Genomic DNA, 18,387 nt, shown 5'->3' with positions numbered 1-18,387 from the left:
AGCTTTTAGTTGTTTGTCCAAGGCAAATTTAAAGCTTTAAAAGGAATGGGCAGAACAATGTAAAAAGTGGTTAAAAACCAAAGATGCATTTGTGTTTTTTGATAATGATGAAAAAGGATATGCCGCTTTTAATGCCTTACGTTTAAAAAAATAATGGAAAAATTAGATACCCAAAGTTTTTGACATCAATTAGAAGAAAAGCTTATCGAACACATTAAATTTAAGAAAAATCAACATTCAAAATAGATAAAAATAGCGTAACTTGGTGCATCATTTTTAACTGTCTATCAGCTTAAAAATTAATTTTAATCTTGCACTACTACTTATACATTTTGCATTCGCAGCGCTGTAGGAAAATCAATTTTGCATGAAAAACAATCCCAAACTAATTAGTAATTATGAGTACAAGAAATTCTTTCTTCCGGATATATCCACTCATAATCTTTTTAATAATTCTAACGTACAATTATACCGAATTGAAAATTACTTAAAGAAAATAGTAATCCCTGTAAATCCGTATCAGACCACTTTTAACTTTCTAATTTTTGTAACAAAAGGATATGTAAAACAACAGCTGGAAACTTCTGTTTTTGAAATCAATGCCAATCAGGCGCTGAGTATCAAACAAGGAAATTTTACGGCAACATTAGAATTATCAGACGATGTTGAAGGTTTTTTTGTGATTTATGAAAATGAAGTTATTACTGAAATTGCTTTAAGCACAAGTGATCTCAACTTTTTTTATACTTCTCCTTTCTCGATTTTAGATCCACACAAAATCAATTGGCTAATTCGTTTGTTTGAATTGCTTGAGGAAGAATTAAACGAAGCCGAACATATTGATGCCATTACTATTGCACTTCTGCAATCGGCATTATTAAAAATTATTCGAACAGAAAATACAGATCATAAATCGCTTAATCGAACTAGTTTTATCTCTTTTCATTTTAGAGAATTGGTGCAGAAGAATCACATTCGACATAAAAACATCGATTTCTACTCCAATCTCTTAAAAATATCCGATAATTATTTGAACAAATGCGTTAAGGAAACTACAGGAAAAGCGCCAAAACAATGGATAAATGAAATTACGATTCAGCACAGTCAGATTCTTTTGCAGGATAATTCGAAGGAAATAGCTGAAATCGCTTTTGAATTGCATTTTCAGTCGCCTTCTTATTTTTCGCGTATGTTTAAAAAAGTAACAGGACAGTCTCCTTCTGATTATCGATCGCAGTTTTTGAAGCATTAAAAATTTAATTTATACAAGTTGCCAATAGTACGCGGATAAAACGGATTCGCTTTGAGAAAACGCGGATATCGGCCGATTTTTTACTAATTCACTTCATGAATTACTTTTTTTTCTAAAAAACAAAAACGCTTATACAAAATCTTTAAAATTCTGTCATAAGCGCTTTTTGTCTAAAAAAGACTCTACTTAAAAAATATTCTTTTCAGCTAATCAATTAAGCTGGCGTGCCTTCACTGTTTGAAACAACAGCATCAATTTGAACTAAAGCATTTAAAGGAATTGCTGAAACTCCAACTACAGTTCTTGCAGGCAAGTCACCACTGAAAAATGAAGTATAGATTTCGTTTACAGCTGTAATATCTGCCACATTTTTAAGCTGAATGTTTATCTTAACAATGTCATCCATATTGTGGTCAATGCTTTCTACAATTGCTTTGATATTGTTTAAACATTGAACCGCTTGTTCTTTAACGTCACCATTTACAATTTGATTCGTTTCTGCAACCAAAGGCAATTGTCCCGCGATATGGTTGTAATGCGAATAAGCAACAGTATGCGAATATGCCGTTTTTGGTGCGTTTGCTGCGCTGTTTGCTTCAATTACTAAATAGCGTGCATCTTCTGGAAGTTGTGGAGGCGTTCCGTCGCCATGAGAAACCGCAACATCAATCTGTACTAAAGCATAAAGAGGCAAAGCCGAAGCACTAACAATTGTTCTGGCAGGAACATAACTTGGGTAGAATTTTGCTAAAACTTCGCTCACAGCATCTGCATCTGCAATGTCCTTAAGGAAAATAGTAGTTTTAACCACATCGTTCATAACATGGTCAATACTTTCTAAAATAGCTTTGATGTTTTTCAAACATTGCTCTGCCTGTTCTTTTACACCGCCAGCAACAATTTCACCAGACTGTGGATCAATTGGCAATTGAGCAGAAAGATTGTTGTAGTGAGAAAATGCTACTGATTGTGCATGTATGCTTTTTGGCGCGTTTTCAGTATTTCTAGTCACTTTTACAAGATCTAAAGCTTTTTGAGGCGTTGTTCCTTCTCCATTCGAAATAAGAGCATCAATTTGAATTAAAGCGCCTTCCAGCGGTAAAGCTGCTACTTGAACTGTTGTGCGTGTAGGAAGTTCATTTTTAAAGAATGTTTTGTAAACTTCGTCAACTGCTTCTATATCTGAAATATCTTTCAAGAAAACAGTCAATTTTACAGCGTCATCCATCACGTGACCAATGCTTTCTACAATGGCTTGAATATTTGTCAAACATTGTTTTGCTTGTTCTTTAATAGCTCCGCTAACAATTTCTCCTGTTTTAGGATCGATAGGCAATTGCGCGGAAAAATTGTTATAATGAGAAAACGCTACTGTTTGCGTAGAAAATGGGCTTTTTGGCGCGTTTTCTGTGTTTCTCGAATTCTTTTTAATTTCGCTCATAATTTGTTTGTTTTTCTGTTTTTATAATTGCTTTTTTTATATTCTATGAGTGTATTATGTTCCAAAAGGATTTTTCCAAATTATGTCTACAGCTAAATAATTCACGTCTGAAATATCCGAGCCTTTTCCAATAAGATTGTACATATAGCCGACATCGAAAACGAATGGTATTTCATGAGGACTAAGCGAATAATAAAGTGTCAGCCTACTTTCTTTATAATCAAATTTTGACCATTCTTTCTGTGGTTCATTTTCTTTACTGATGGCAAAAAGCATTTCGGCGCCCCCAATAATGTGATGTGTTTTGGTAGTTCCTAAATCTATGCTTAGCTGTGTTTTTAACCTTGTTCGCAATTGAAAATTCTCATCGGCGTTACTAAAATCAGGATTGAAAAATTTTCTGAATTCTTGTCGCACCGTGTTTTTCCATTTCAGTCCATTACCTTCCATGATATACGAATAGCGCCCGTATACTCTAAATTCCTGTTCAATTGCAGGATCTAATGTCTCGTATGGAGCTGCTGAATCGTAATTGTTAGATCGTCTGTAACTTAGTGCATAGGAGTATTCCCAGTTCTTTTTGTAACGATTTGAAATTTCTTCATTGATGACCAGAATTGCCATTTTCGAAAACGGATTATTCTCATCTGGACTGCTCTTTAGCCCAACGCCTACATAAGTGGTCGATTCTTTTTGTTTAAGTGAATCCAAAGATTGCCTGACTCCAAAGGCAAACCAAGAAGCATTTTTTGCTTCTCCCAAGCCTGGAGGACTTAACTGTGCGTACGAATTACTGATTGTGACCACGAAAATAAGCGCTGCCAAGAGCAATTTGCTTCTTGCAGGCACTTTTTTCATATTTTCTGAATTTTAAAATTTGTAACTAATTCCTGTTTTTACAGCGAAAGGAGTGCCGGGTGTAAAACACAATTCTGATACTGATTGTGTCTCATTCCTAAGTCTCGTTTCGGTTTCAAATTGGGCTTCGTTCCATTTGGTGTTAAAGATGTTTTGAAATTGTAGATTTACCTCCCATTTTCTTTTACCATAAGCCAACACCAAATCATTGACGAAATAGCCTCTCGTTCTTACTGAATTATCTTCGATTGCCGGTCGAGAATCCATATAGCGGTATCTAAGATTTGCTGAAAAACCAGAAGGAAGTTTTACTGCAACACCTCCAGTACTGGTAAGAGTTGGAACCAACGGAATATAATCTTGTCCCTTGGGCTCATCAATAAAACGGGCGTGAGCATAATTAAGATCTCCGTCTAAATAAAGCCACGAAACAGGCTGATATCTCAAACTCAAATCGAAACCTAAACGGCGTGATTTCCCTGATGGCTCTACCACAGCTTCATCTCCAACATATACAAATTCTTGCTGTAAGTACATGTGCCAAATCGCTGGCTGAATAATCATATTAGCCGTTGGGCGAAGAATAACTCCGAAATCACTTCCAAAAGAATACGGAAGAATATCTTTACCATCTTGTGCGACCACAACTCTTACGTCATTGGAGTGAAAACCAAAACCAGACTTAATATACCATTCCACATTGCTGTTCTGTGTATACGAAATATTCAATTTTGGACTTACTCTGGCTGCAGAAGTTTCTTTTGCAGACGGCAAACTAGCAAGACGATCATGAAGACTGAAAGTAAAATAATCCAATCGAGCCGAGGGATTGATGAGCCATTTCCCAACCCTATAATCAAGCGAAGTATAGCCGTGAACATTGACTTCTGTCGCAGATCCATCAGACATTCTGTCTAACAGCAAATCGCGCTGATAAACATGATTTAACTGCAAATCCTTGATGTCATCAAAACGAAAACCCGCTCCTGATGTCCAAGTCATACTGCTATTTTCAAATGCAAATCTTCGGATATACTTGTTTTCCAAACCATAAATAGATCGATTATCAGTCTGCTGAATCTCATCTCCATAAACAGGATCATTCAAGAAAAAAGTAAAATTCGAAAACAGGTTAAAATCATATTTTGAATAGAACAAATTGCTCGAAAACTCTTCGTTCTCGTTGGCTAAATACCTGTAATTTACGGCAATATTTGTTCTTGAAGTACTTCCGCCTTCCGTTGGATCTATTGAACCCCATCTGCTGATAATGCCCTCTTCTACTGCTCTTTCTGGAATCTGCCCTGAAGCATTCCAATTTGAAGAAAAAGTAGATCCTAAAATAGAAATATACTGTTTTTCATCAATCCATTGGCTGTACTTTGCTAAGAAATTAACTCGTGTAAAATCCTGCTTAACATCAAAAGGTCCATCGGTATAATTGAACTCTCCTGCTACATAGAAACTTTTATCCTTGTTGTTTCTATTTAAAAGATTAAGCATCGTCACAGCGCGCATCGTATTAAAAGAACCTCCTTCAATTTTGAAAAGATTATTATCCAATCTGTCAAATGTGCTAAAATTCACATAGCCAGAAGTATTAAAATCTCCTTTATCGGCATAATAAGCGCCTTTTCCAAAATCAATATCTTTGATCGTTTCCGGAATCAGAAAATGCAGATCGGCGTAGCCCTGCCCGTGTGCATGCGAGACTATATTTACTGGCATTCCATCAGCCATAACACTGATATCGGTTCCATGATCATTATCAAAACCTCGCAAAAATATTTGTTCTGCTTTACCGCCACCGGCATGCTGTGCAATAAAAAGTCCAGGAACTTTTCGCAATAGATCCTGCGCAGAATTTACAGGTGACATTTTTAAATCGACTTTCATTATTTTTTTTCTGAAGTCGACATGGTTTATAACTATTTTGCTCAGATGCATTGTATCTGCCTCTGATTTATTTACTTCTAATTTGTTTGCTTCTGGCTTATTTGCTTTTTGAGCAAATCCATTCTGCACTGCCAACAACACTATTACAATCCCTGTAAAAAGTTTGTTTCTCATTTTTATTAATTTTCTTCTACAATTGCCATTTTATTTTCAAAATGGCCTACTATTTTTTTTAAGGGAACAATTACCCACATCGATAAAACGAATGGAAAGGTAAGTGTAATCCAACCGTTATGCATCATAAAAATATCAAAATATGTTGCTATGACTACTGAGAGCAGTACATACAATCCGTCTTTTGGTTTCGTCCCGCTGCAAGCGATTCCGCATAAAACAGCGTTAAAACTAAACATTCCATCTTCTATTAATTTTACAGAATCCTGATCAAAATGTGCTATTGCCGCTGCAATAATTGCTGCTATGAATCCGTATAAAGCTGCTGTGGGATTGTTGAGAAAAACCCCAATAAAAAACAGCAAACCCGCCGCAATAGTTCCCTGAAAAATAACTTCACTATAAGCGTGAGCTGCTACAGCAAAATCTTCAAGTTCAGGCATCTCTCCTTTTACTACAGATACTCTTGCTGAAGCTAAATCAAAATGTTGAATACTTAGAACCGCAATTACCGTAATTACAATAAAAGGAAAGGTGAAAAAAGGAATCTTTTTACGAATGGAAAATTCCATTAGCAATGTGCTTACTACGGATCCTAAAATAATTAATAACCAAATCAGCGGACTTGTTTCGAAGAAGAAAACCAATCCTACTCCAATTAATGTTGCGTTAAATCCGTACAAACCTGCTTTTATGTTTTCGTCACTAAACTTGCAGATTCTTGCAGTTGCGGTTGCCACTATACAGCTTATCAAGGCACCAGCTCCCATAAGTAACGAGTCATAGCATATCGCAATTAAAAAGAATAAACCCGTCCAAGCGCTTTCTTGAAGCATGATTTGACCAATGCCTTTAAGGACAGTTTCTACTATTATTTTTATTTTTTTCATTTATATATTTTGAAAAATTAATTTGAATTACCAGCCTAAAAAGACCATTCCGAAACCACAGACTAAAACAACCGCTCCACTAATTGCAGGAGTATAACGTTCCAATTTTTCTGTTTTGAAAAAAGAATATCCATAAACTCCCAAAAGCACCATTCCAAGCATCGTTAAAACTGTGCTTAGTGTAAAAACACAAATGATTGTAGAAATTTCAGCAACAGAACGATTCAATCCTGAATAGAATAACAAGGGAATCAACGGTTCGCTTGGTCCCATCACAAAAATGGCGAACAAAACCAAAGGCGTTACTTTCACTCTATCGGTTGGCATAACCACTTCGCCGTGTCTGTGCGAATACACAAACACATCTTCTCCCATTACATCAAAATGCTTGTGCGCTTTGTTTTTATAAGCTGCCCAAAGTCCATAGATAAGATAAATGGCACCAAATAACAGCAATGCCCAACTCGCAATATTGCCTCTAAAATCTTGAAAAAAAGTTATTTTATTGATCTGCCATCCTAAGAAAACTCCAATAATTCCTAAAACTACCGAACTCAAAATATGCCCTAAACCGCAAACTATGGTTAATAGGATTGTTTTAGACAAACTCCACTTGCGCGATCGCGATAAAACAATAAACGGCAGATAATGATCTGGGCCAGATGCTGTATGAAAAAAGCTAATGCTGATAGCTGTAATTGATAATGCTATTAAATTTGAATCCATAACTGTTTAAATTTGTATTGCTGCTTTTTCTTCCCAAAGCACGTCCTGCACTTTCCTAAAGAAATCGAACATTTGCTCTCCTCCATGTCCCAGAATTCTAATGACAAAACCATCAGATTCTAATTCACTAATTCCAAATGCTACATTTTCCAATCCTTCCAATTCTTTAAAAAAGAATTCAATCAGCTCTTTCACATCTTCATTTTTTGTATTCAGATATACTAAAGTACCTTGATGGGTAAAGCCTTCCAGCAACCCCATAGCCGCTAAAGGCATAATATCAGGTCTTAACAGAACATTGTCTTTCAAAATAAGTCGGTCATGGTGATACACTTCAAGGAGATTCTGAAAATGAGCATATTTGAAAGTTTCTCCATGATGCTTACGGCCACAAGTAATAATTTCACTTATTGTTAGATCGCAATCATCTTCGAGATTAATCTTATTATGGCTTTTAAAAGTCGAATCTTCATGAGGAACCACAGGATGAGGCACATACGAAAACGACGTTCCTTTTTCCATTTTGACATTCATGATCTGCGAAGCGCTCCCTTCCATATTAAACAATCGCTGATACGATTGCGACTGCAATTGCAAGCGAGCATTCTCTTTTACATTCACCTGAATATCATAAACGTCGCCGCTTAAAATTCCAGGTGATGAACTCATAATCATCAAATAAGAAGCTCCATCCGATTTATACTGCCCTACAGGCATAATCCTAAAGGGCTGTGTTACGTATGCATCTCTTAAAAATGATTCCCCATCCCTTTCTTCTATTTCCATTTTTAGGGTACTTACCATTGGGTTAACGAACTAAATTTGGTTCTTCGATATCTTCTAGCAATGCATATTTCTTGATCCAACCAATAACTTCGTCAATTCCTTCTGTAGATCTAAGGTTTGAAAACACAAACGGTGCTCCTTTTCTCATTCTTCTTGCGTCGTTTTCCATTACTTCCAAACTTGCTCCAACATAAGGCGCTAAGTCAATTTTATTGATTAAAAGCAAATCGGATCTTGTAATTCCAGGGCCACCTTTACGTGGAATTTTTTCTCCTTCGGCAACATCGATTACGAAAATCGTTACATCGGCTAAGTCTGGTGAAAAGGTTGCAGAAAGGTTATCTCCACCGCTTTCAATTAGAATTAACTCGATATCTGGAAAGCGAGAAACCAATTCATCTACTGCCTCCAAATTCATACTTGCATCTTCACGAATTGCAGTGTGAGGACATCCTCCTGTTTCTACTCCAATAATTTTTTCTTTAGGCAAAAGGCTGTTTTTCACCATAAATTCAGCATCTTCCTTTGTATAAATGTCATTGGTGATTACCCCTAAATTATAATCGTTTAGCATTTTTCTGCTCAAACGTTCCAACAATGCAGTTTTTCCTGAACCTACAGGTCCTGCAACTCCTACTTTTACATATTTTCTAGTTTCCATTTCTTTATCTTTTATTTTTGTTCTTTACTCTCTCTTCTTTACTCTTTACTCTTTCTTCTTTCTTCTTTCTTCTTTCTTCTTTCTTCTCTTCTAAGACATGTATAACCTTGAGTAAAGTCTCTCGTGCTGCATGCATCGAATATCAAAAGCGATACTGCAAAGACCTACCAATTCTCTTTCTATTGTTAATGTTTCTTTTGCTAATTTTTTAATCAGCGGTTGCAATTCGAATAAAACATCTTGTCCTTCTAATTGTCCGAGTGGAACTAGTTTTACTGAATTGGTAATCATTCCGATAGCGGCATTGTAATAGAATGCGAACAAGGCTTCATCTAGCGGAATTTCTAATAGTTGCGCGTACAAACCAAAAGCAATGCAATAATGTGCTGTGGCTTCTTTATTGGCAATTGCACGTTCGTAACCCTCTATAAGATCAAAAGCTTTTTGTCTTCGAAAAATCTTGATTAATCGAATTCCCAACTTCTGACTGGCTTCTCGTATTTCACGCGGACTTTTTAAAGCACTGCATTCTTGATCTAGTTTTATTATAGTTTCTAAATCATTTTCTGCTGCGGCTAAATATGCTAATTTTAAGAAAGATGCATCGTTATATTTAATGTTATACATTAACATATTTGATACAAACTCTTTTGCTGAAGTCACAGAATTTACTGCCTCATCTTGCACATAAGTCTCCAATCCGTTGGAGTGTGTGTATCCTCCAATCGGTAAAGTCGGATCTGCCAAATGCAGCAAACTTCCTAAATAAGTGTTTTCTATATTAGTCATTTGAAGAAGCCATATTTAGGATTTTTGTAAAAAGAGAGGAACTTCCGTGACCGTGAGGCGCTACATTCGATTTTAGCAAATGCAAGAGCTTTATCTCCTGTTTTTCTGGTTTATAACCACTCGCTTCCAACCATCTAAACATTGGCATTTCAAACGGCATCATAATTTGATCGTTTTGAATAAACAATGGAAGATGTTTGTTTCCAATTTCATAGCAAATCGTACCCATTTCCAATAAAGTAGCTGGCGTCATTACGATTGCTTCACAAGGTTTAATATTCACGACAATAGCTTTCTTTTCATCTTGATACAGAATATCGTCTTGATTCAATCGCTGTCCTTCCTGAATAAATTTAATCGCAATTTCTACCCCAGAATTTGTTCGCTTACGCTGAATTCGCTTAGTAGTTTCAAACCATTCAATTTCCAGCAGATCAATCTCTAAACCTTCTATTGATTGTGTTTTTGTATTGCCTATTATCTGTTGTATAATCATTATTTCGCTTTTTTAAGGGAGATGTTTTTTGAAACACCTAATCCGAATGTTGATCCATTTATTCCAGCAACAAATGTTTTATTGCTCGTTTTATTGGCATCGTTTCCAGTTGTATTTTCATAAGATAGCTCGCAGAATTTGGCTTTTAGCGCCCATCCATGGCCAAGAAATACGGCAACAATAGGATAAATCCTTCCTAAATAACCATCATAGCTATAAGATCCTGGCGTATTCATAAGCGTATTACCCCAAACATAATGCGCATCGACCTGTGCAATAATGGCGAAGTGATCTCCAATATTCCAAGAGTCACTGTAAAAAGGACCGATTTCGTGTTTAGAATCGGTAAGATTTCCTGCTGCATTTTTCTCTTGGTCAAAAGCAAAATTCATCCCTGCAACGACGTGATCGTTAAAAAAATATCCTACTCCGATTGGATTTGCTGCAAAAGTGCTCCCCGTATTATTATTGTCTTTATAAGTTAAAGATCCATAAAGCATTAAAGATCCTTTCTGCGCATGAACTGTTGTTAAACTAGCACACACTAGGAGAAGAATTAACCCCCAATTAATTTTCCAAGTATTCATAAAGTTCTTTTGATATTTTTATTTCTAATTTCACTGCAACAAAATTGCTGCAGTGAGAAGTAGAATTTTATTGATTAAAACAAGTAGTACAATTGGGCTAATGGTAGTTTATCCACTGGTTCACAAGTGATTTTCTCTCCGTCAATTGTCACGGTATAGTTTTCTGCATTTACCATAATTTCTGGAGTTGCATTGTTATGAATCATATCTGCTTTTCCAATGCTTCTGCAATTTGAAACGGCTAATAATTTCTTTTCTAATCCGTATTCTTCGGCAATATTATTATCAATACCTGCCTGAGAAACAAAAGTAAAGACCGTCTTAGTTAATGCTTTACCATAAGTACCAAACATATTGCGCATAATAATAGGTTGCGGTGTCGGAATAGAAGCATTAGCATCACCCATTTTACTTGCAGCGATAAAACCTCCTTTTATAATAATTTCTGGTTTTACTCCAAATAAAGAAGGTTTCCAAATTACCAAATCAGCAATTTTGCCTGCTTCAATAGATCCCACATAATTCGAAATTCCGTGCGCAATTGCAGGGTTAATCGTGTATTTCGAAACATATCTTTTTGCACGATAATTATCGTTTTTACTTTCCGCATCCTCAGCCAAATATCCTTTCTGTTTCTTCATTTTATCAGCTGTTTGCCAAGTACGCGTGATAACCTCTCCTACACGCCCCATAGCCTGAGAATCTGAACTCATGATACTGAAAACCCCCATATCTTGAAGTACATCTTCTGCCGCGATCGTTTCTGGACGAATACGTGAATCAGCAAAAGCAACGTCCTCTGGAATTTGTGGGCTTAAGTGATGGCAAACCATTAGCATATCCAAATGCTCATCTATCGTATTGGTTGTGTAAGGTCTAGTTGGATTTGTAGACGCTGGCAATACATTTGGATACATTGCCGCTTTGATAATATCAGGTGCGTGACCACCGCCGGCTCCTTCGGTGTGGAAAGTATGAATGACGCGTCCTGCGATCGCATTCATTGTATCTTCAAGAAATCCTCCTTCGTTAAGCGTATCGGTGTGAATAGCTACTTGCACATCGTATTTATCCGCCACTTTTAAAGAAGCGTCAATCACTGCGGGAGTTGCCCCCCAATCTTCATGGATTTTTACACCCAATGCTCCCGCTTCGATTTGTTCTTCAATTGGAGCTTCTGTCGCTACATTTCCTTTTCCGAAGAAACCAACATTTACTGGAAATGCTTCGGCAGCCTGCAACATTCTCTTAATATTATGTTTTCCTGGTGTAACGGTTGTCGCATTTGTTCCATCAGCAGGACCTGTTCCTCCACCAATCATGGTCGTAACACCGCTATATAAAGCTGTTTCAATTTGAGTAGGACTGATAAAGTGAATATGTGTATCAATTCCCCCAGCAGTCACAATATAGCCATGTCCACCATGAACTTCTGTAGAAGCTCCAATGATCATATTAGGCGTAATATTGTCCATAGTATCCGGGTTTCCAGCTCTACCCACTCCTACGATTTTTCCATCTTTGATACCAATATCTCCTTTTACAATTCCCCAGTGATCAATAATTGTGGCACCAGTAATCACAAAATCAAGAACACCGCCATCACGTAATGCCGTTGAAGATTGGCACATACCATCTCTTACTGTTTTTCCTCCGCCAAACTTTGCTTCATCTCCGTACGAACAGAAATCTTTTTCAATTTCTATAATAAGCTCTGTATCTCCCAAACGTATTTGATCTCCTACTGTAGGACCAAAAATACTTGTATAATTTTTTCTAGTTACTTCTAAACTCATGATTTCACATTTTTAAATTTCCCTTCTTCTAAGCGTTCTAAGGCAAGAGCTTTATTATGTGGAGATAAGTCTCCATCTACTAAATTGTTGTGTCCGTAGACTTTTTGATTTCCTCCAAACTGAGTCAACTCCACTTCTTTCTCTTCTCCTGGCTCAAATCTTACTGCTGTGCTAGCAATAATATTTAATCGCATTCCAAATGCTTTTTCTCTGTCGAATGACATCATTCTGTTCACTTCAAAAAAGTGAAAATGGGAACCTACTTGTATTGGTCTGTCTCCAGTATTGGTAACTTTTATTTTTAACGTTTCACGGCTATCATTACAAATGATAGGACTATCTTTTAATATAATTTCTCCTGGAATCATTGTTAGTATTTTTTAGGTTTATCGCACAGGATTGTGCACGGTTACTAATTTGGTACCATCAGGAAATGTAGCTTCGATCTGTATATCGTGAATCATTTCCGCAACACCATCCATCACATCTTCTTTACGAAGAAGTGTCGCGCCATATTGCATTAATTCGGCTACGGTTTTGCCGTCTCGCGCACGTTCCATCAATTCACTGCTAATAAGAGCAATGGTTTCTGGATAGTTTAGTTTTAAGCCGCGGGCTTTTCTTTTTTGAGCTAGTTCGCCTGCTGTATGCAGCATTAGCTTTTCAATTTCTCTGGGTGTTAAATGCATAATAAAAGTATTTTAGTTAAAAAATAACGTGTGGCATCGAAAGCTGTATAACTAATCTCTATTAGATCAATTATAGCTTTTCATGTGGTATTATAAAATGAAGGGATGTAAAATCAAGGCAGTAATTGCCCTTTCCAAATAGAAAGTCTAATGGGATAAATCTAGTGTTGCATTTTTATGCAAAGACCTGCAATGGTCTTATTTACTGCAAAATGTAATGAGGCACTTAATAGTTTGTATTTTTTACTTTCTATTAAAATAATGGCATGTCTTTTCATTCCTCATAAAAACTTTATTTTTATCAGGACATCATGCGCTAAATTTGAATTAAGCAGTAAAGAAAATTAAATGTGGATTTTTAAGCTGTGAAATAGGATATTTCTTGACATGTTTCTAAAAGGGGTTATGTTTCTTTCCAATAACCCTAAACTGTTTAGTTTTACATTTTCTGTGTAAACAAAACAATTGTCTCTTAAGTTTTTACCATTTATATTAAGCGGAGATGCAAGCATAGAACTGTTGCATTTCTCCGTTTCAGAAGTATTCTCCAATAAAACAAATTTTAATGGATTAGATTCTGAAAGTGCTTTTTCAAACACGGCTTTATATGGGGTTGAAGTCTCCAGAACCGACTTAATTGTACTATTGCTATTTACCTTATTTACAATAGTATTGCTATAACTATTTGGAATAGTTAATAGACAAATTTGTAAAAAAAGAAAATAAGCTAACTTCATCGGAAGACTTCAATTATTAAGGATTGTTCCTTTTATATCTGCAAATTTAGCAGGGTTGAAATACAATTGAATAGCACAAATCTTGACTTTTCTTTTCCAAATTTGCAAAAAAGAGAATTTTAACATGATTTTCACATTTTCTATAAATGAAGAGTACAGCTCTTTTCTTTCCAAAAATAGTTCCTCTTTTTAGATCGTATTTATTTTGTTTGATACCAAAAGAAATTCTTTTTTAGTCTTTAAAGCTTTCTCCCAGTCCATTGCCATTATTTCACGAAGCAACTCTCTAATTTCCTGAAAAGAACCTGGTTTCACAGCATAGTAGTCAGCCCCCAGCTTACGAGACAATTCGATATGTAGCATACTGCTGCTAGTAGAAAACATAATAATTTTTATGCTTTTAAAACTGCTTTCGCTTCTTATCTCTTTCAAACATTCGAAACCATTTTTACAAGGCATATTAATATCCAGAAATATAATTTCGGGCATGCTCGATACTTTATTACGGAGATTATTTATAAGTTCCTGCCCGTCTTCTGATACTTTCACGACGATTTCAGGATGAAGTTCTTTGATGGCATCCAGAAACAAAATTCTGTCATCTTCATCATCCTCTGCTAAATAAATAAATCTACAAAAGTTCTTCTGTTGTAACATAGTTTAAAAATTATGCAGTTAGATAAAAATTTAAAAATCTGCAAAAAATTATACCGGAGGAAATATAAGCTTTTGTAAATTTTGCAACAAATAATAAAATGATTTTTAAATGGTTACGCCTCATAAATGTAAGATTTTTTTCTTATTTAAACATTATAAAATCCGATAACATTTCTAAAAAGAAAAAAACACATCAATTTATATTTTTGAAATCACTGAAAAACAAGGATAACGAGAAATAAAATTTATCCTAACAAATTAATAGCAACCTGTATTCTCCCTCATTTTCTTTTGGAGCTCTATGAATGCAAGGTTGTACTTGCTGTTTGGGATGATCAACAGCCAAACGCCAAAGATGCATCTGTCCTAAGTTGATGGGTTGTGCATTCTCGTGTAGCTGATAATGCAAATCAAAGTAATTCTCTTTTAAAAAATCTTCAAACTCTTCTTCTGGTCCATTATGCAATTCTTTTAGTTTCGCACGAATTTCTGGAATTGCTATTTTTTGTTCTGCTTCAGAATTAGGAACAATATCACTTGCTGCTCCATGATACGTACATAAAAAAGTATCGGTTGCAATAGGCGAACGATCAACATGCCATGAATAAACATCAGTAGCTATAAAATCAAACTCGTCGTCACGCTCATAACATTTCAATAAATTAAGAGAAGGCGAAGCTCCAAAATCAGTTAATAATTGCAAATCATTTAAGATGGTTTCTCTTGCTATATTTCCTTTTTCTGATACTTGAAGTGCGATTAAGTCTTTTGGAAAAACTTCTGTTATGTTTTCCTTTAAACTCAATTGATTTACAATCTCTTTAAAATCTCCATCCAAATTTCTGTACCAGCATAACGCATTCATTTCTCCTTTAAAATCGGTATGTACAAGCTCAGAAAAAGTAGACACGACACCAATTTGCTTGTTAGGAGAAAATGTATTATTCATAGTTTGGATATTACTGTAGAATGCAAAAATAAGCATTAGTCGTTGTTTCCAACATTTTTGCAATTTTAATTTTAAGCATTCTTCTTCCGTTTTTCTTAAAGCTTTTTTTACTGGCAAATAACCATGAAATCAGGTATTGTTTTCTCTTTTTGACGTTGGTAACTTTGTTATCCACTCAAATACATATAGGATGAAAGTTAGTAATATCAAGGATTTTAAAGCAATGAAATCATTTTCTTTTAAGAATAAAACAGCCCGTTTTGTAAAACAACTTTTTTATGTTTCTGTTTTAGCAGTGCTTTTCTCAGCTTGCTCAAGCAATGATAGCGAATCAGATAACAATCAATCTGAATACTATTTTAAAGCTACTTTGGATGGTCGCAAAATAAACTATTATGATGCCAACTTTCAGTTTAGTGGTAACGATGGTCGTTTTGAACACATTACAATTGGAGGATTTGAAACACCTTATCCTAAAACTCCTGGCGAACTTGCTCCTAATTCTTTAGATTTTGAAATATGGAGAACTGGCGGAAATATTCCTGCAGGTACGTATTCTACTCCTACTGAACCAGAAATGATAGCTCGATATGCTCTTCAAAAAAAAGATGGCACTATTGTTTATAACACCCAAAATGCTAATGATGTTTTTATAGTAAAAATTGAATCTATTAGCGAAAAAGGTATTAAAGGGACATTTTCTGGAAAGCTTACAAACAGTTCGGGAGAAGTTGTAGAAGTAACTGAAGGATCTTTTAATCTTCCTGATTCCGATTTAGTTAATCCTTCATAAGAATCATTAAAAAAAGAAAGGTGTTTAAGAGTTCCAAACACCTTTCTTTTTTCTTGGTTTGGCTTAATAAAACTTAATATTTATTAATGTAAACCGTTTTTTTATTTACAAATTCCTGAATGCCATCTTGTGAAAGTTCTCGTCCATATCCTGAGTTTTTTGTTCCGCCAAAAGGCAATCTCTGATCGCTTTTAACCAATTCATTTACAAATACGGCACCTTCATCAAATTTTGGCACCAATCGGAATGCTTTATCAAAATCTTCGGTAAAGATTGTCACGCCAAGTCCGAACGGACTACTGTTTGAAAGTGTTATAGCTTCCTTTTCATCTTTAAAAGTCGTGATTCCAATTAACGGCCCAAAGATTTCTTCTTTAAAAATCGACATCTCTGTTGTCACATTTCCAATAATAGTAGGTTCGAAATACGCTTTATTTCTTTTACCTCCCAACAAAATTTCTCCTCCTTTATCCAATGCATCTTGAAGCTGTTTTTCTAATTCTTCAGCAAGGTCAACTCTCGCCATTGTTCCTATTGTAGTTTTCTCACTCAAAGGATCTCCCGAACGCAGTTTGCCAACTTCTTCGATAAAAGCTTTTGTAAACTCTACTGCGATAGACGATTCTACCAACAAACGTTTTCCTGCAATACAGCTTTGTCCCGCATTCTGAAAACGCGCTTGAACACAAGTTTTAACCGTTTTCTGCAAATTACAATCTGCAAAAACAACCAAAGCATTGCTTCCTCCAAGTTCTAAAACCGTTTTTTTAATTTCATTTCCTGCAGTTGCTGCTACCGCTCTTCCTGCAGCTTCACTTCCGGTCAACGTAACTGCTTTAACTTTAGGATTTCTAATAATTTCTTCTACCATTTTACTGCCAATAGGAAGATTTGTAAAACATCCTTCAGGAAAACCAGCTTTTTCGAATATTTTTTCAATACTCATGGCGCTTTTCATCACATTGCTGGCATGTTTTAAAATAGCAACATTTCCTGCCATTAGTGCTGGAACTGCAAAACGCATAACTTGCCAGAACGGATAATTCCAAGGCATAATTGCCAAAACAATTCCAATTGGTTCGTAGCTTACATAACTTTTATGCGCTTCTGTTTCGATTATTTTATTGGCAAGCATCTTCTCGGCATTCTGTGCATAATACTCGCATAAAGCGGCACATTTTTCTATTTCTGCTATTGATTGCGTAATCGGTTTTCCCATTTCCTGGGTAATAACCTCTGCGTACTCACGTCCGTTTTTCTTTAACTCTTGACCAACGGCTTTCATTAAAACTGCACGTTCAGAAAAAGGAATTTCTTTCCAAATCTTATATTGAGTATCTGCTTTATCAATTGCATTTTCTACCTCTTTCCTATCAAATTCAGCAACTTCATATACAATCTCTTGATTATAAGGATTTATAGACTTTATCATATTTTTAATTTTTATCGTATTTTTCAAAAACGATATAAAAGGTACAATTTATTTTATTTTTAATTGTACTACGCTGATTTATTTTTTCGAAATGTCTTCAAAAATAAAAACATTTAGGGCTACTTTTTCATCTTTACTAAGAGCGCCCTTTAAACTTTTTAAGGAGTTTGAGCATAGTACGCTTTCATTTTAACCTTTTTTCAACATTCATAAAAGCCAAATTATTGCTTTATTATTTTTATCTCCCAAAAAAACAATAGGATTCTGAATTTTTACAAGTGTTTGATAGGAAAACCATATTTCCTATACTAATATAGATTCACTGCATTGTTTTTATGGCGTGGTTTGTGTAAATTTGTGACTCTTATGAAAAATTGGTGCACTAAACTTTTACTTTCAATTGCCATTCTCTTAAATGGATATGGTACTGTTTATGCACACTCCGCTACTTCAAAAGTGAATGATTTTTCATCTTCTTTAATTTTCAAAACAGATAGTACGACTGCACATCAAATAAACAGAGGTCGTTTGTTTGAAACGTTTAAAAGAAAAATATGTCTGTTTGACAATGAAGAAAATGAAGACAACTTTTCGGCCGCTCAAAAACAGCTTGTAAAAAGCAATTACTTCTTAATTTTTCACAGCAGTAATCATTTTGTCGTTTCTGCGACCGCTTTTACAAAAAAAGTAAATGACTGTAAAATTTTCAGTTTACTTGATAATAAAGTATACCTACTGCTTCAGGTTTTCAGAATTTGATTTTTAATGCAGCTGTTGT

Annotated in this window: 20 protein-coding genes and 1 pseudogene; 4 read left to right on the top strand and 17 right to left on the bottom strand. The window is 35.3% G+C overall.

All coding sequences use genetic code 11. The features are described from left to right. Positions 1–52: 52 nt before the first annotated feature. Both ABTV69_RS15885 and ABTV69_RS15880 read left to right on the top strand, forming a co-directional pair. Positions 53–154: pseudogene (locus ABTV69_RS15885) on the top strand (DUF72 domain-containing protein); the annotation flags it as partial. A 213-nt stretch (positions 155–367) separates the two neighbouring features. Beyond that, positions 368–1,252 (top strand): helix-turn-helix domain-containing protein, encoded by an 885-nt coding sequence (locus ABTV69_RS15880; protein ID WP_433830445.1) that lies wholly within the window; start codon positions 368–370, stop codon positions 1,250–1,252. A gap of 214 nt (positions 1,253–1,466) precedes the next feature. On the opposite strand, the gene ABTV69_RS15875 is transcribed toward ABTV69_RS15880, so the two are convergent. From ABTV69_RS15875 to ABTV69_RS15800, 16 genes are all read right to left on the bottom strand, one after another. After that, a complete protein-coding gene (locus tag ABTV69_RS15875) occupies positions 1,467–2,693 on the bottom strand; it encodes a RidA family protein (protein ID WP_433830443.1) in 1,227 nt (408 codons plus the stop codon). A gap of 54 nt (positions 2,694–2,747) precedes the next feature. Next, positions 2,748–3,551, bottom strand: coding sequence for a DUF2490 domain-containing protein (locus tag ABTV69_RS15870; RefSeq protein WP_433830441.1), 804 nt, complete (start codon positions 3,549–3,551; stop codon positions 2,748–2,750). A gap of 12 nt (positions 3,552–3,563) precedes the next feature. After that, on the bottom strand, positions 3,564–5,621 hold the full coding sequence (locus tag ABTV69_RS15865; protein ID WP_433830439.1) for a TonB-dependent receptor: 2,058 nt from the start codon (positions 5,619–5,621) through the stop codon (positions 3,564–3,566). Between the two features lie 5 nt (positions 5,622–5,626). Further along, positions 5,627–6,511, bottom strand: a complete 885-nt coding sequence (locus ABTV69_RS15860) for an urea transporter (protein WP_433830437.1) — start codon at positions 6,509–6,511, stop codon at positions 5,627–5,629. A 27-nt stretch (positions 6,512–6,538) separates the two neighbouring features. Next, complete coding sequence (locus tag ABTV69_RS15855; protein WP_433830435.1) at positions 6,539–7,237, bottom strand: hypothetical protein; 699 nt, start codon at positions 7,235–7,237, stop codon at positions 6,539–6,541. A 6-nt stretch (positions 7,238–7,243) separates the two neighbouring features. Continuing rightward, a complete protein-coding gene (locus ABTV69_RS15850) occupies positions 7,244–8,023 on the bottom strand; it encodes an urease accessory protein UreD (RefSeq protein WP_433830433.1) in 780 nt (259 codons plus the stop codon). Positions 8,024–8,045: 22 nt separating this feature from the next. Beyond that, on the bottom strand, positions 8,046–8,684 hold the full coding sequence (gene ureG / locus ABTV69_RS15845) for an urease accessory protein UreG (protein WP_144213159.1): 639 nt from the start codon (positions 8,682–8,684) through the stop codon (positions 8,046–8,048). 90 nt (positions 8,685–8,774) lie between these two features. Further along, positions 8,775–9,464 (bottom strand): urease accessory protein UreF, encoded by a 690-nt coding sequence (locus ABTV69_RS15840; RefSeq protein WP_433836720.1) that lies wholly within the window; start codon positions 9,462–9,464, stop codon positions 8,775–8,777. Position 9,465: 1 nt separating this feature from the next. Continuing rightward, positions 9,466–9,969, bottom strand: a complete 504-nt coding sequence (ureE, locus tag ABTV69_RS15835; protein ID WP_433830430.1) for an urease accessory protein UreE — start codon at positions 9,967–9,969, stop codon at positions 9,466–9,468. Continuing rightward, positions 9,969–10,556, bottom strand: coding sequence for a hypothetical protein (locus ABTV69_RS15830; RefSeq protein WP_433830428.1), 588 nt, complete (start codon positions 10,554–10,556; stop codon positions 9,969–9,971). Before ABTV69_RS15830 ends, ureE begins: the two co-directional genes overlap by 1 nt. A gap of 74 nt (positions 10,557–10,630) precedes the next feature. Then, positions 10,631–12,352, bottom strand: coding sequence for an urease subunit alpha (ureC, locus tag ABTV69_RS15825; RefSeq protein ID WP_433830426.1), 1,722 nt, complete (start codon positions 12,350–12,352; stop codon positions 10,631–10,633). Next, the gene (gene ureB / locus ABTV69_RS15820; protein WP_433830424.1) at positions 12,349–12,720 is read right to left on the bottom strand and encodes an urease subunit beta; all 372 of its coding nucleotides are present in this window, start codon (positions 12,718–12,720) and stop codon (positions 12,349–12,351) included. Before ureB ends, ureC begins: the two co-directional genes overlap by 4 nt. 18 nt (positions 12,721–12,738) lie before the next feature. Then, a complete protein-coding gene (gene ureA / locus ABTV69_RS15815) occupies positions 12,739–13,041 on the bottom strand; it encodes an urease subunit gamma (protein WP_198857246.1) in 303 nt (100 codons plus the stop codon). 344 nt (positions 13,042–13,385) lie between these two features. Continuing rightward, positions 13,386–13,778, bottom strand: a complete 393-nt coding sequence (locus tag ABTV69_RS15810) for a hypothetical protein (RefSeq protein ID WP_433830422.1) — start codon at positions 13,776–13,778, stop codon at positions 13,386–13,388. A 189-nt stretch (positions 13,779–13,967) separates the two neighbouring features. Further along, positions 13,968–14,435, bottom strand: a complete 468-nt coding sequence (locus ABTV69_RS15805; RefSeq protein ID WP_433830420.1) for a response regulator — start codon at positions 14,433–14,435, stop codon at positions 13,968–13,970. 250 nt (positions 14,436–14,685) lie between these two features. After that, entirely contained in the window at positions 14,686–15,384 is a 699-nt protein-coding gene (locus ABTV69_RS15800; RefSeq protein WP_433830418.1) for a DUF1826 domain-containing protein, read from the bottom strand. Between the two features lie 190 nt (positions 15,385–15,574). On the opposite strand from ABTV69_RS15800, the gene ABTV69_RS15795 reads away from it, so the two are divergent. Continuing rightward, positions 15,575–16,177 (top strand): hypothetical protein, encoded by a 603-nt coding sequence (locus tag ABTV69_RS15795; protein WP_433830416.1) that lies wholly within the window; start codon positions 15,575–15,577, stop codon positions 16,175–16,177. Positions 16,178–16,250: 73 nt separating this feature from the next. Here ABTV69_RS15795 and ABTV69_RS15790 read toward each other — a convergent pair whose 3' ends face one another. Next, complete coding sequence (locus ABTV69_RS15790; RefSeq protein ID WP_433830414.1) at positions 16,251–17,609, bottom strand: NAD-dependent succinate-semialdehyde dehydrogenase; 1,359 nt, start codon at positions 17,607–17,609, stop codon at positions 16,251–16,253. A 366-nt stretch (positions 17,610–17,975) separates the two neighbouring features. Here ABTV69_RS15790 and ABTV69_RS15785 point away from each other — a divergent pair, with 366 nt between their 5' ends. After that, a complete protein-coding gene (locus ABTV69_RS15785; RefSeq protein WP_433830412.1) occupies positions 17,976–18,368 on the top strand; it encodes a hypothetical protein in 393 nt (130 codons plus the stop codon). Positions 18,369–18,387: the final 19 nt, after the last annotated feature.

This window comes from Flavobacterium anhuiense (genome assembly GCF_050990855.1).
GTDB classification, from domain to species: Bacteria; Bacteroidota; Bacteroidia; order Flavobacteriales; family Flavobacteriaceae; genus Flavobacterium; species Flavobacterium anhuiense_C.
The sequence above is the reverse complement of the archived record's forward strand: the minus strand, read 5'-3'. Positions and strand labels throughout refer to the sequence as shown.

Bases quoted from the DNA above. Each gene is read 5' to 3' on its own strand.
- ABTV69_RS15880 (WP_433830445.1), top strand. From the start codon at position 368: ATGAAAAACAATCCCAAACTAATTAGTAATTATGAGTACAAGAAATTC.
- ABTV69_RS15875 (WP_433830443.1), bottom strand. From the start codon at position 2,693: ATGAGCGAAATTAAAAAGAATTCGAGAAACACAGAAAACGCGCCAAAA.
- ABTV69_RS15870 (WP_433830441.1), bottom strand. From the start codon at position 3,551: ATGAAAAAAGTGCCTGCAAGAAGCAAATTGCTCTTGGCAGCGCTTATT.
- ABTV69_RS15865 (WP_433830439.1), bottom strand. From the start codon at position 5,621: ATGAGAAACAAACTTTTTACAGGGATTGTAATAGTGTTGTTGGCAGTG.
- ABTV69_RS15860 (WP_433830437.1), bottom strand. From the start codon at position 6,511: ATGAAAAAAATAAAAATAATAGTAGAAACTGTCCTTAAAGGCATTGGT.
- ABTV69_RS15855 (WP_433830435.1), bottom strand. From the start codon at position 7,237: ATGGATTCAAATTTAATAGCATTATCAATTACAGCTATCAGCATTAGC.
- ABTV69_RS15850 (WP_433830433.1), bottom strand. From the start codon at position 8,023: ATGGAAATAGAAGAAAGGGATGGGGAATCATTTTTAAGAGATGCATAC.
- ureG (WP_144213159.1), bottom strand. From the start codon at position 8,684: ATGGAAACTAGAAAATATGTAAAAGTAGGAGTTGCAGGACCTGTAGGT.
- ureE (WP_433830430.1), bottom strand. From the start codon at position 9,969: ATGATTATACAACAGATAATAGGCAATACAAAAACACAATCAATAGAA.
- ABTV69_RS15830 (WP_433830428.1), bottom strand. From the start codon at position 10,556: ATGAATACTTGGAAAATTAATTGGGGGTTAATTCTTCTCCTAGTGTGT.
- ureC (WP_433830426.1), bottom strand. From the start codon at position 12,352: ATGAGTTTAGAAGTAACTAGAAAAAATTATACAAGTATTTTTGGTCCT.
- ureB (WP_433830424.1), bottom strand. From the start codon at position 12,720: ATGATTCCAGGAGAAATTATATTAAAAGATAGTCCTATCATTTGTAAT.
- ureA (WP_198857246.1), bottom strand. From the start codon at position 13,041: ATGCATTTAACACCCAGAGAAATTGAAAAGCTAATGCTGCATACAGCA.
- ABTV69_RS15810 (WP_433830422.1), bottom strand. From the start codon at position 13,778: ATGAAGTTAGCTTATTTTCTTTTTTTACAAATTTGTCTATTAACTATT.
- ABTV69_RS15805 (WP_433830420.1), bottom strand. From the start codon at position 14,435: ATGTTACAACAGAAGAACTTTTGTAGATTTATTTATTTAGCAGAGGAT.
- ABTV69_RS15800 (WP_433830418.1), bottom strand. From the start codon at position 15,384: ATGAATAATACATTTTCTCCTAACAAGCAAATTGGTGTCGTGTCTACT.
- ABTV69_RS15795 (WP_433830416.1), top strand. From the start codon at position 15,575: ATGAAAGTTAGTAATATCAAGGATTTTAAAGCAATGAAATCATTTTCT.
- ABTV69_RS15790 (WP_433830414.1), bottom strand. From the start codon at position 17,609: ATGATAAAGTCTATAAATCCTTATAATCAAGAGATTGTATATGAAGTT.
- ABTV69_RS15785 (WP_433830412.1), top strand. From the start codon at position 17,976: ATGAAAAATTGGTGCACTAAACTTTTACTTTCAATTGCCATTCTCTTA.